The sequence below is a fragment of the Thermotoga sp. Mc24 genome (genome assembly GCF_000784835.1).
Classification (GTDB): domain Bacteria; phylum Thermotogota; class Thermotogae; order Thermotogales; family Thermotogaceae; genus Thermotoga.
On sequence record NZ_JSFH01000009.1, the window covers coordinates 335,077 to 347,217 of the forward strand.

Consider the following 12,141-nt stretch of genomic DNA (forward strand, 5'->3'; position numbering starts at 1 on the left):
AGAAATCCTTTTGAATCTTAATGCAGATTTTTCTGGGGGTTAATGTTTGCCTTTTTCAGTTCTTTCTCTGATTCCGAGAAAATCTTTGCTATTTCTTTCTCAGGCAGTTTTATTCCTTTTCCTGCATATTTACTTTCGACGTACAGCTCGGTCAAACCTCTAAAGTGTCGAAACTTTTTCCCGGATATCAACTCGTACGGAGTGAGATGTTCCTTCCCTGGAAAATATTTCCACCTCAGGAAGAGGTACGCGTCTTCTAACGTGTGTATTTCTTTCCGTTCAGTGCGATGTTCCTTTTTTTCAACATCTTCTTTTTCTTCCTCTCTCGATTCTTCCGTTTCAATTTCTTCGCTCGACGTTTTCAACGTTCTAAGGAAGAGCTTCAAAGTGGTGTGGAAGAACAACAAAGCCACGAAAAGAGAAACAACGGTTAGGATCCATCTTACCAAATTCCATGAAGGATTTCTTTCGATTTCAACGATAGTTACGGAAGCGGAAGGAGTGGACGAAAGCATCTGACCTACTGGTGTGAGTTCTGGAATTCCTACGTCGAGGTTCACGTTCTGAACCACCATGTTTACAAACAACACGAACAGATAAAAACTGACCACAAAAACACCGAGAGCAGCAAGGACATAATGTGACACCTTTAAATTCATTCGAAACTCTTTGAAGAAAACAGCAACGAGTAGCACCACACCTGCCACAGCGACCCAGAAAATGACTTCCCAGAGAAGTTTCATGGCAGAGCTTCCACTCTGGGTGAATTTTTCTATCACGACCACAACGTTCCTCACCATCTGTTGAACTGATACACCACTTTCTGGCTGATGCGTTTCTGGAAGAAGGAATGGAAGTCTGAATTCTGGAACAAAAGCCAGGAGTGGAACCACAGAAGCGTAGAGGAACTTCTTCTCATAAAGGAAAAAGAGGGCCATAGTTCCGGAGGCAAAAAGGAATGAAGATGGATTTTTCTCAAATATCAACGAAAGCACGAAAAAGAAGACCAGCGAATACACTTTTGACCTTTCACTTTCGAAGTCTGAAAATACAAGAAAGAAAGTAACTATGAGAGATGCGAAAATCAAGTCTTTTTCTTTTGAAAGTATCCAGAGGAGGATCCCTGCGATCGGAAGAACGATCAAGTAGGCTCTGGAGATTCTCTTTAATATCGCTGCTACCGCTGAGCCTGAAAGGAGCCACAGAGAGTAGATGTTGATATCTTTCATCAGAACCAGAAGTAAAGCGCTACCAAACAACACATCATGGAACACTTTCTACAACCTCCTGAACGGTCATGTTCTCCCGCACTCCTCTCACGATCACGTGGTTCTCTTCGAGTAGCTTCACCTTTTCCAGAAGATCGAGGAGATCTTTCCTCATGAGGAGATAGCTCCTGAAAGGCTTCGTGTTTGGATCGCGTAAACCGTATGGTATGACAAATACTATCAATTTTGAAACCTGAGACCTCACTCTGAGAAGTAAGGGAAGCTCCTGCTCCGTCAGGTGTACGCAGAAAAGGAGAACAGTATCTGAAGGATCAAATACGACCGTCTCCAGGACACTCTTCGTATCGAAACGAGGATTGTCCGTTCCTCTCACGGTAGCGAGCAGTTCAAAATCCATCACCCAGTCTCGATCGTGATTTTTCCAGATTTCTTCACCTATGACTGTTAATTCCACAGGTGTGTGACGTTCTTTCAGGTCTTTCACCACGCTCGCTACAAACCGCACCGCTTCATCTTCGTAGTACCTCCTCAGTTCTTTCCAGACTTCTCCCAGCTGGACATCTTTTGGAAGGTTCAAATCGAGAAAAATCTTCACCCTTCCCAGTGCGGTGTGATCGTGTTCTTTCACGAGCAACCTTCCATATCTCGCGGAGGCCTTCCAGTGTATTCTGTTCATCGGTTCTCCGTTGTAATCTCTGAGTCCCTTCAGCATCGTGTTGTCGTCGAGAAGCCTCTGGGGACTTTTTCTACCCGGCAGGAGCTCTTTCAGGGCCTCTTTGTAGAATTCGATCGGCACGTACTCGGGAAAAACGATCACCTCGTCCTCTGCGTTGAACTCCTTTTCCACAGAAAAAGTTGCGAACGTGTCTTCGATTTTTATGGAAAATCCCTTCAGGATCTTTCTTCCACGTGTTCCAAACGAGAAAATGAACACCAGCTTTTCCGAAGAAGATGGTCTCAGAGAAATTTCTTCGGTATCTTTTTTGAAAAACCTGACGGGAGAAAGACTCGGATTGAGTTTCATCGAAATCCGCAAGAGGCCGGAATAGCTGATCTCGTAGATCATCTCTGCTTTTTCATCCACGAAGAGTCTGGTTTTTGTGATGTGCCTTTCTATCTTTATTTTTGGAATGGCTTTCAGAGTCAAGAAGAGATCCAACCACCTTGTTGCGGTAAAGAAAACCATCAGAAGAAAAATGTTGTTCTGTGTGAGGATCCATACTGCAACGGAAAAGATTGTGAGAATCACAAGTGGTTTCTTCCTTACCCTCATTTGACCACCTTCACGCGGTCGAGAATTTCTCTCACTATATCCTCCTTTTTCTCCCTTTTGAGTTTGGACTCCGCAGACTGGATCACTCTGTGGGGTATCACGTACACAGCGGCTCTTTTCACGTCGTCTGGAAGGACAAAATCTCTCCCATCCATGAAAGCGAGAGCCATGGAGAAGTGCATGAGGGCTATACTTCCACGGGGGCTCATGCCCAAAAGAAGCGACGGATGATTTCTTGTGGCACTGGCTATATCGACGATGTATTTCTTCACTTCATCACTCACAAAAACATTCCTCACCTTTTTTTGAAGTTCTGAAAGCTCATCAGGGTTCATGACCGGTTCCAGCTGACTTATGGGATGTTCTTTTTCCTGGGATGTGAGCATCTGAATCTCTGCTTCTTCATCGGGATACCCCATCTTCACGCAGATCATGAAGCGGTCGAGCTGAGCTTCCGGGAGGGGGAAAGTCCCTTCGTACTCGATTGGGTTTTGTGTAGCGATCACGAAGAATCTCTCAGAAAGCTTGTGTGTGATTCCATCCACAGTCACTTGACCTTCTGCCATTGCCTCAAGGAGCGCAGATTGTGTTCTCGGTGTTGCCCTGTTTATCTCGTCCGCGAGGAGAACATCGGTGAACACGGGCCCCTTTTTAAAGACAAAGTCTTCTTTCTTTCTATCGTATATGTACAGACCGGTAAGATCTGTCGGAAGGAGGTCCGGTGTGAACTGAACCCGTCTGAAATCCACTCCAAGGGATAGCGCAAGGGCTCTTGCAAGCATCGTCTTTCCAACTCCTGGCACATCTTCCATGAGAACGTGCCCTTTTGCAAGAAGCGCTGCGACAACAACTTCGATGGCTTCTCTCTTTCCTTTTATCACCTTTTCGATGTTGTTTATCACCCGCTCTATCAACCCAGGATCCCTCCAGAATAGTGTTTGCATACTTCAAAGTATACCAGTTTTTCTATCAAATTCTCAATTTTTAGAATACACGTTGAATTTTAATGCAGAAATTTCACCAGTACTGGTGTATAATTCTTCAGAAGAAAAAATACCCCAGGAGGTGTTGTTGTGAATCTAGAAGACAAGATCTCAAAGATAGGCCGAAACATGAAATCCTCCATCATCAGGGAAATTCTCAAATTTGCTGCGGACAAAGATGCCATTTCTTTCGGAGGGGGAGTGCCCGATCCTGAGACTTTTCCGAGGAAAGAACTTGCAGAAATCGCAAAGGAAATCATAGAGAAAGAGTACCATTACACCCTTCAGTACTCCACAACGGAAGGCGATCCCGTTCTTAAACAGCAAATTTTGAAACTTCTGGAGAAGATGTACGGTATCACAGGACTCGACGAAGACAATCTGGTATTCACCGTTGGATCCCAGCAGGCACTGGATCTAATTGGAAAACTCTTCCTCGACGATGAGAGTTACTGCGTCCTCGATGATCCCGCATACCTCGGAGCCATAAACGCGTTCAGACAGTACCTTGCGAACTTCGTGGTGGTCCCGCTCGAAGACGACGGAATGGATCTCAATGTTCTGGAAAGAAAGCTTTCCGAATTCGACAAAAATGGAAAAATAAAACAGGTGAAGTTCATCTACGTTGTTTCGAACTTCCACAACCCAGCGGGAGTCACGACTTCTCTGGAGAAGAGAAAAGCGCTCGTCGAAATCGCAGAAAAGTACGACCTCTTCATAGTAGAAGACGATCCCTACGGTGCTTTGAGGTACGAAGGAGAAACTGTGGATCCCATCTTCAAGATAGGTGGACCAGAAAGGGTGGTTCTTCTCAACACGTTCAGCAAAGTCTTGGCACCGGGTCTCAGAATAGGGATGGTGGCGGGAAGCAAGGAGTTCATCAGAAAGATCGTTCAGGCAAAGCAGTCTGCGGATCTGTGCAGTCCCGCTATCACTCATCGTCTCGCTGCCCGTTATTTGGAGAGGTACGATCTTCTCGAGCAGTTGGAACCCACCATCGAACTCTACAGAAGAAAGAGAACGGTGATGCTCAACGCTCTTGAAGAGTACTTCTCCGACATACCAGGCGTGAAATGGGTGAAATCGGAAGGTGGTCTCTTCATCTGGCTCACCCTTCCCGAGGGTTTCGACACCTGGGAGATGTTCGAGTACGCGAAGAGAAAGAAGGTGTTTTACGTTCCTGGAATGGTTTTCAAAGTATACGACGAGCCGAGTCCCTCTATGAGGCTTTCCTTCTGTCTGCCGCCAGATGAAAAGATCGTTGAAGGGATCAAAAGGCTCAAGGAAGTTGTCCTCGAGTACGGCAAGGAAAAAGGTCTTCTGTGAGGAGTGATAGAATGTTTCTGGAAAAACTGGTTGAGATGGCTCAAGGAAAGGGAAAAAAGCTCGCAGTTGCGGCTGCGAACGATGATCACGTGATAGAAGCTGTCTGCAGGGCTTGGAAAGAGAGAGTGTGCGAGCCCGTTCTGTTCGGTCCAGAGGAAGAGATCACCAGGATCATCGAGGAACTCGTCCCTGAATGGAAGACGCCCCAAATCGTAGATTGTCCCCCAGAAGAAGCGGGAAGACTCGCTGTGGAGGCCGTTTCAAAGGGAGAATGCGATTTTCTGATGAAGGGAAAGATAAAGACAGGAAATTTGATGAAGATCTATCTGGACGAAAGGTACGGACTTCGAACGGGAAAAACGATGGCGATGGTGAGCGTGATGGAGATACCCGATTTCCCGAGGCCTCTCATAATCTCCGATCCCGGTATGCTGATAAGCCCCACTCTGGAACAGAAGGTTGACATGATAGAACACTGTGTTCGAGTGGCAAACGTCATGGGTTTAGAAACACCGAAAGTTGCCGTTGTCGGTGCCATAGAAGTCGTGAATCCAAAGATGCCCATCACGATGGAAGCGGCCGTTCTCTCGAAGATGAACCAGAGAGGGCAAATAAAAGGGTGTATCGTCGATGGGCCCTTCGCGCTGGACAACGTTGTGTCGGAAGAAGCGGCGAAAAAGAAAGGGATACAAAGCCCTGTGGCGGGAAAGGCCGACATCTTGATACTGCCAGATATAGAGGCGGCGAACATTCTGTACAAAGCTCTGGTTTTTCTTGCTAAAGCGAAATCCGCATCTATCATTCTTGGTGGGAAAGTCCCTGTAGTTCTCACATCACGTGCAGACTCGGAAGAAACGAAGTTTTATTCCATAGCCCTCTCGGCGGTCTTCGCTTAGAAGACACACTTTTTCAGAACGTCGAGGAGGATCAGGTTGGAGAGGAAGCCATATCTCTCGTAGTTTTTTCTGAACTCTTCTTCCGTTTCCTTTCCACATATGTCAACGATCGTCTTTATGGCGAGGAACTTCTTCTCGTTCTCGTGGCACACTTTTGCCACAGCGGCGGAGTCCATATCGACACAGAGGGCTCCCGTTCTTCTTTTTATCTCCTCGGCTTTCTCCTTCGCTGTCACAAAGGCGTCTCCGCTTGCTATCAGTCCTGTCTTGATTTCTCTGTTTGAATAAGCGATCACCTTGTCTTCGAGATCTTCACTGCCCGAGACGATGATTCCTTCATCACCAAGGGCCGTTTCGAAATCGTACTCGACGTAGGAATCTCCTATCACGACATCCCCAACTTCAACACCTTCCAGACCACCGGCGTTTCCCGTCAAGAAAACAGCATCTATGTTGAACCTGTCCAGAAAAGCCTGAGTAACGAGCGCGGCCTCTACCTTCCCGATGAAACCGTAGCTCACGACCACCTCGTTTCTTCCTACAACTCCCCGCTGGTAGTATCTTTTCAAGAGACGTCCTTTTTCCAGGACTTCCATCTCTTTAAGCATGGGTTCCACTTCTATCTTGAACACACCGAGAACCAGGATCACGTTCCCACCTCCAGATGAGAAAAAGGGGCGCAGTGCCCCTTCACTCTCTCTGTCCAAGATACCTGTCGAGCTGGAAGATCACAGACATCTGACCATTTGCCTTTTCTAAAAGATCGAGGATTTCTCTCACCTGGTCTTCTTCTTCCACCTGCTCGTCAACGAACCATTTGAGGAAACTCACGGTGGCGTGATCTTTCTCTTCCAAAGCGAGTTCCAGGATGTTGTAAATCGACTGGGTGACGAATTCTTCGTGTTTCAGAGCCGCTTCAAAGGCGTCTTTTATTCCGTTCCAATTCGAAGGTGGCTTCTCTATGGCTTCGAGTTCGACCCTTCCTCCTCTTTCGTAGATGTATTCGTAGAACTTCATCGCGTGAGTTAGTTCTTCCTGCGCTTGCTTTTTCATCCAGTGGGCAAAACCCTTGAATCCTTCAGCATCGAAGTAAGTTGCCATCGAAAGATAGAGATAGGAAGAGTAGATCTCCCTGTTCAACTGATCGTTGAGCGCTTTTCTCACTTTTTCTGAGATAACCATCATCTCACCTCCTACTGTACAATTCTACCACTTGCCACACTTTTGCCACATTTTTCTGTTAATAATCGAAATGGAGGTGAAATTATGAGGAATGGTTTCACGATCGTGGAGCTTTTGATAACTATAGCTGTTCTTCTCATCGGAATACTCTTGGTTCTGGGATTCACAACGAGAACAATTGTTGCCACTGTTCAGTCGTTTACCACGATCGAGTTAGCGGACGATCTTTTGAAGGCAGCGATGGAAATAAGAAAGGAAATCCTGAAAGCTGGACCTAGAGCGGATCAGATTTATTTTGATCCGGAGAATCCTGAAAAAATTTCTTTCCTTGTGAATGTTCCTTTCGGTGGAGAAAAGTACTATTCCAGGAACTACACATACACTATCACATTTGAAAAACCGGACATCAAATTGTACATCTTCCAGGAAGATTCGAACAGCACAGATACGAGGATACTCGTAACGGATGTTTCAACCTGCACATTTTTGGCGGGTGCCGGTACTGTCTCCTTTGTTATAGGAAAAGAAAAACACAACATCGAAAGAACCTATTTCATGAGCGTAGCCCTTCCCAATCTGAAGTGAAGGGGTGATCTTTATGAGGAATGGTTCCATTCTTGTGACCACTGTGATAATTCTGGTCATCGTTTCCGTTCTGGGAATCTCTGTGTTCTTCGCGTTCAATCAATATCGTGAAAATGTGGGATTGACCGCTCAGAGACTGGAGGCTACTTACAGAGCTTCAAATATCCTGAGTCTCGGTGTTGCCTGTCTAAAAAAGCACTTCGGTTTTTCAGGAATGGAAATCAACTGGTCCACTGGAAGTGTGACATGGTTTGATGATTTCAGAAAGAGAGTTCTGCTTCAGTCAGATGGAGATGCCTGGGAGAATGTTTTCTCATTGCTGGACACAGAAAAATACTACAATCTTTCTTCAGACATCGATTTCTCTACTGAAGCATCAAAATTGGGATTTTCTAACTTTGAAGCAGTAGCCATTCCGTTCGAGAACAACCCGTTCTTTGCTCTGCTTGTTGTAAGAGCACAAGTCGGAAAGGCTGTGGTTTACAAATACGCTGTTCTTTCTTCAGACTTTCTGAACAAGTACGCGTATTTCACAGAAAAAGAAACAAGACCGGATGGAGATAAGATATACTTCATCACCCAAGATATTATCGATGGGCCTTTCAGATCCAACGATGTGATACACGTGGAAGGAAAGCCTCTTTTCAAGGGAAGCGTGGAGTTCAAGGATATCGATATCGATTTGGAAGCAGGAGAAGGCCCAAGGTACGAAAATCCGCCTCCGAAGTATCTGACTGACGAAGACATACAGAAATACAACATAGAAAAGATAAAAGACTATTACGCGAGAGAAATCGAAAGGATAGCGAAGCCAGCGTCTGAAGTTGTTCTTTCGAGTGAACCAGTGGGGATCGAGCTTCCGTCAGCTATGATCGTTGAAGAAAAAGAAGGTTGGTACTGGTGGGGAGAATATCAATGGAGATACTACAAGAAACAGCTGGAGCCGGTCTATATAATCGAATTCAATGCACCGAGGGGAAACAGTGGAAATGACTATCTAATAAAAGTAAAATACAAAGAAATTTACAGAGAATACTTAAGCAACAATCGAAAGGATTGGTATTTCATTCAAGAAAGCGAAGGTAGAGAAGTTAATCTTTTCCACATCAAACCCAAACCGAACAGCGATCAGTACCATCTTGTTCTCCAGGGGGAGGAAGCAAGACGACTTCTTGATCTCGACAGAAACGAGTACGATATCTACTTCAACGGTGTTATCAAAACAGACAGTGATGTTTATCTAAGAAATGCAAGCAGTCAAGAAAACCAAGAAAACATAAAACCCATGTTCGTCGATGGAAGGTACACCATCGTTGCGAACAACATCTACATAGAAGACCACATCATCTACAACGATTACAGAGAAATTCTGGAAGAAATTGCCGATAAGGAAGGAATAAAAGGAAACTCCGATCAAAAAGTTGCACAGGTTTTGATCAGAAAACTCGATAAGAACGGAAACATCGAAGAAGACTACTCAGAACTTTTGAAGAATCACGAATCAGACGATTTCCTCAATCTTGTGGCGTACAAGAATGTGGTGATCACCGACAAAAAGCCCAACATGAAGATTTTCGCCAGTATATACGCTTTCACCGGAAGCTTTTATGTGAAAGATTACGATAGGGGAGATCCTGTTGGCGAGCTCACCATTTTTGGTTCTCTTGCGCAATACGTGAGAGGAGCCGTTGGAACTTTCACTTCGGCGTGGTGGTCGAAGGATAGAAAACCCGTTGTTTTAACAGGTTACCGTAAAAACTACATCTACGACTGGAGAATCCTCAAGGGGTTTTCTGTGTTTGGTACCCCCACTGTGCCGAAGGAATCGAACATACTCAATGTGAGAGAGGTGTATTGACATGAGAAATGGGAGTCTTATAGTTGAAACTTTGATAAGTCTGTTTCTCATTCTTCTCACCGTCGTTATATTCACAACGATCATTGTGGGAGTGGCAAAAAATGTGACACTCACCGAAAAATCCATTGAAACCTTTCTTTTTACCAACTTTGCGTACGATTTTCTTTCCAAGTACGGGGTTGGACATTTGATAGAACAAGGTGTGTACGAAGAGATAAACAGAGAATTCTGGAAAGACAAATGGAACGATCAAAATCCTCCTTTTCCTCATATTGATTCTTCGGGTTCAACCGTTGAGGATGTTGTTTTGCCCAGCAGCAGTGATGTGAAATACAAAAAAATCACGTTGAAGATAAAAATCAACGAAGGAGCTTCAATAGAGAGAATTGTTATAATAGGGGATTAAATTTTCCTGCCAACTGACCGATATATATAAATGGAAAATTGGATGTGGAGGGATCCACGATGAGGATCGATCCCACGGATGGGAAAGGAAACGAGGTGCTTCATAGAGAAATAACAAGAAGGGAACTACATGTGAAAGAGAACGGATCAACACCCGTCGCTGAGATGAAAAAACAGCAGGAAGAGGACGTTCAGAGAGCTATAGAAGAATTCTCGAAGAAGCTGGAAAAACTGAGAAAGATCTTCAGAGGAGAAGCCGAATTCAGGTACGACGGCGAATTGAACATGGTGATCGTGAAGATAAAAGACACCGAAACTGGGGAGATCATAAGGCAGATTCCTCCTGAGGTGATGGTGAAAATCGCAAAGAGTATAAACGAACTGCTTGGGATTCTCGTAGACGAAAGGGTGTGATCGCATGGACCTGAGTAAAATAGCGAGCACCATAAATATGAGATATTACTCACAGCTGGGTGGTTTCCAGGTGGGGGGAGCTGTCAGCGGACTCGACACCCAGTCCATCATAAACGCTATTCTCGAAGCAGAAAGCCAGCCGCTTCAAAATCTCACAGAAAAGTACGAAAAGTACGAGCTCATGCAAGAAGCCTACACAGAAGTGAAGACCAAACTCAGAGAGTTCAGAGATCTGGTCTACGGTTTCAAACTCAAGAGTACCGTTGTCCAGAAAACAGCCGTTTCTTCCAGTTCTATTCTTTCGGCTGAAGCTTCCTCTGTAGCCGTCACGGGTGTGTACCATGTAAAGATCGTTCAGACCGCAACTTACACCACGTTGGCTGGAGCGAGTGAAGTTGTTCCACCTCCCGATTCAACGAAGACGTTTGGGGAACTCGATTACATGTACACACCTCAGGAAGGAACTGTAAGACTGTACAACAACGAAACGGGAAACTACGTGGAAGTCCAGGTTCTCTCCACAGATACCATAGACGATATTGTCAACAAGTTGATCAGCGCTCTTTCATCTGCTGGAATAACTGGAAGCGTCAGCTACGATATTAACACCGGAAAGCTCAGCATCACTTCCGATAAGAATTTCTCGCTCGTTGATATCACGGGAAACTTCACGAAGGTGTTTCACCTGGATGAAGCCAGCCTGAATTACAGCGGTGGGAATTATTCTCTCACCAGTACTGCCTCTGTGAGCGGGCTTTCCACAGCGAAAACTCTCCAGCAGATTGCCACGTACACTTCAAAGACCATAATAAGTGGAAAGGTGAAGATAAACGGTGTGGAGATAGATGTGGATCAGAACGACACGTTGTCTTCTCTTATAGAGAAGATAAACGACAGCGAAGCCGGGGTTACCGCCAGTTATGATTACCATGCGAACAGAGTTGTGATCATTTCAAAGACCTCTGGTCCCGAGGCCATCACCCTGGAAGACACATACGGGACGGGTTTGTTCTCGCTTCTTGGAATAGAAAATCACAGTCTCTACGTGGGTCAGAAGGCTCATCTTCAGATCAGTATGGACGGCACGAACTGGGCGGATGTGTATTCAGACACGAATGACGTGGAGTACAACGGTGTCACTTTCCACATCTCTGGAATGACATCCGAGACGATCACCGTTGACGTGAGAGTCGATACGGATACGATAGTTGAAAAGATAAAAGAATTCGTGGATAAATGGAACGAAACGATGGATTATCTGAACGAAAAGCTCACAGAAGAGCCGATAACCGATAAATCCGAAGAAGAGATGACAGAAGAAGAGAAGATGAAAGGGGTTCTGAAAGGAGACGATCTGTTAGAAGAGATCTTCTCCCGTCTCAGAGGATTCATCACGTATAAAGTTGAAGGAGACATAAACTACCTCTGGGAACTTGGGATCAGCACAGGAGACATAGGAACCGGATACGAGAACATGATGAAGGGTCATCTCGAAGTGGATGAGGAGAAACTGAGGCAGATAGTGGAAGAGGATCCAGACAAGGTGTGGGAATTCTTCGGTGGGGAGAACGGTTTTGCCACACAGCTCGACGATTATCTATGGGAACTGGTGAAATTCAACGGCAGGATCGATCAGGTCGCGGGAATAAGCGGTCGAATAGAAAGAGAACAGAGATTCCTCGCCACACAGATAGCGAGCTGGATCGAAAGGCTCTCCAAGAGAGAACAGGAACTCTGGAGGAAGTTTTCGGCCATGGAGGAAGTGATCTCTCAGCTTCAGTCCCAGGGAAGCTGGATCTCTCAGGCGTTGCAAAGTAATAATAAGTGATTTTTTTTGTATGACTTTCGATTTAAAAATCGATCTTTTTAAACGAAGAGCAACCTCTTGAAGGTTGCTCTTTTTGTTTTCTAGTTACTTTGATTATTTGACTGGTACAATAGAGGCATCTATGATATAATGATAGTAAAATAACTCTAAAAAATTTCAAAT

The 12,141-nt window shown here is 45.1% G+C and carries 12 protein-coding genes; 7 read left to right on the plus strand and 5 right to left on the minus strand.

Annotated elements, in window-relative coordinates:
* Positions 1-17: 17 nt before the first annotated feature.
* From MC24_RS05855 to MC24_RS05865, 3 genes are read right to left on the minus strand one after another with little or no spacing between them, the layout of a single operon-like run.
* Entirely contained in the window at positions 18-1,274 is a 1,257-nt protein-coding gene (locus MC24_RS05855; RefSeq protein ID WP_012311262.1) for a hypothetical protein, read from the minus strand.
* Entirely contained in the window at positions 1,264-2,502 is a 1,239-nt protein-coding gene (locus MC24_RS05860; RefSeq protein ID WP_038053428.1) for a DUF58 domain-containing protein, read from the minus strand. The genes MC24_RS05855 and MC24_RS05860 overlap by 11 nt, the downstream gene beginning before the upstream one ends.
* Positions 2,499-3,416, minus strand: a complete 918-nt coding sequence (locus tag MC24_RS05865; protein WP_038053431.1) for an AAA family ATPase — start codon at positions 3,414-3,416, stop codon at positions 2,499-2,501. Before MC24_RS05865 ends, MC24_RS05860 begins: the two co-directional genes overlap by 4 nt.
* A gap of 159 nt (positions 3,417-3,575) precedes the next feature.
* Here MC24_RS05865 and MC24_RS05870 point away from each other — a divergent pair, with 159 nt between their 5' ends.
* Together MC24_RS05870 and MC24_RS05875 are read left to right on the plus strand one after the other, a co-directional pair.
* Entirely contained in the window at positions 3,576-4,811 is a 1,236-nt protein-coding gene (locus MC24_RS05870) for an aminotransferase-like domain-containing protein (protein WP_012311265.1), read from the plus strand.
* A gap of 11 nt (positions 4,812-4,822) precedes the next feature.
* Positions 4,823-5,707, plus strand: a complete 885-nt coding sequence (locus MC24_RS05875) for a phosphate acetyltransferase (protein WP_038053435.1) — start codon at positions 4,823-4,825, stop codon at positions 5,705-5,707.
* On the opposite strand, the gene mtnN is transcribed toward MC24_RS05875, so the two are convergent.
* Positions 5,704-6,357 (minus strand): 5'-methylthioadenosine/S-adenosylhomocysteine nucleosidase, encoded by a 654-nt coding sequence (gene mtnN / locus MC24_RS05880; RefSeq protein WP_012311267.1) that lies wholly within the window; start codon positions 6,355-6,357, stop codon positions 5,704-5,706. The two genes, MC24_RS05875 and mtnN, sit on opposite strands and share 4 nt — an antisense overlap.
* A 40-nt stretch (positions 6,358-6,397) precedes the next feature.
* A complete protein-coding gene (locus MC24_RS05885) occupies positions 6,398-6,889 on the minus strand; it encodes a ferritin (RefSeq protein ID WP_012311268.1) in 492 nt (163 codons plus the stop codon).
* Between the two features lie 84 nt (positions 6,890-6,973).
* Here MC24_RS05885 and MC24_RS05890 point away from each other — a divergent pair, with 84 nt between their 5' ends.
* Genes MC24_RS05890 through fliD form a run of 5 tightly spaced genes read left to right on the plus strand, consistent with a single transcriptional unit; the run spans position 6,974 to position 11,979 of the window.
* Positions 6,974-7,474: a prepilin-type N-terminal cleavage/methylation domain-containing protein gene (locus MC24_RS05890; RefSeq protein ID WP_012896576.1), complete on the plus strand. Its 501-nt coding sequence runs from the start codon at positions 6,974-6,976 to the stop codon at positions 7,472-7,474.
* A 13-nt stretch (positions 7,475-7,487) separates the two neighbouring features.
* Positions 7,488-9,332, plus strand: a complete 1,845-nt coding sequence (locus MC24_RS05895) for a hypothetical protein (RefSeq protein WP_038053436.1) — start codon at positions 7,488-7,490, stop codon at positions 9,330-9,332.
* 1 nt (position 9,333) lies between these two features.
* Positions 9,334-9,738: a hypothetical protein gene (locus tag MC24_RS05900; protein WP_012896578.1), complete on the plus strand. Its 405-nt coding sequence runs from the start codon at positions 9,334-9,336 to the stop codon at positions 9,736-9,738.
* A gap of 59 nt (positions 9,739-9,797) precedes the next feature.
* Entirely contained in the window at positions 9,798-10,151 is a 354-nt protein-coding gene (locus MC24_RS05905) for a flagellar protein FlaG (RefSeq protein ID WP_012311276.1), read from the plus strand.
* 4 nt (positions 10,152-10,155) lie between these two features.
* A complete protein-coding gene (gene fliD / locus MC24_RS05910; protein ID WP_038053437.1) occupies positions 10,156-11,979 on the plus strand; it encodes a flagellar filament capping protein FliD in 1,824 nt (607 codons plus the stop codon).
* Positions 11,980-12,141 lie beyond the last annotated feature (162 nt).

Excerpts from the sequence above, each read along its gene's own strand:
- MC24_RS05900 (WP_012896578.1), top strand. The coding sequence starts at position 9,334 with ATGAGAAATGGGAGTCTTATAGTTGAAACTTTGATAAGTCTGTTTCTC.
- MC24_RS05905 (WP_012311276.1), top strand. The coding sequence starts at position 9,798 with ATGAGGATCGATCCCACGGATGGGAAAGGAAACGAGGTGCTTCATAGA.
- MC24_RS05895 (WP_038053436.1), top strand. The coding sequence starts at position 7,488 with ATGAGGAATGGTTCCATTCTTGTGACCACTGTGATAATTCTGGTCATC.
- MC24_RS05885 (WP_012311268.1), bottom strand. The coding sequence starts at position 6,889 with ATGGTTATCTCAGAAAAAGTGAGAAAAGCGCTCAACGATCAGTTGAAC.
- MC24_RS05890 (WP_012896576.1), top strand. The coding sequence starts at position 6,974 with ATGAGGAATGGTTTCACGATCGTGGAGCTTTTGATAACTATAGCTGTT.
- MC24_RS05860 (WP_038053428.1), bottom strand. The coding sequence starts at position 2,502 with ATGAGGGTAAGGAAGAAACCACTTGTGATTCTCACAATCTTTTCCGTT.
- fliD (WP_038053437.1), top strand. The coding sequence starts at position 10,156 with ATGGACCTGAGTAAAATAGCGAGCACCATAAATATGAGATATTACTCA.
- MC24_RS05875 (WP_038053435.1), top strand. The coding sequence starts at position 4,823 with ATGTTTCTGGAAAAACTGGTTGAGATGGCTCAAGGAAAGGGAAAAAAG.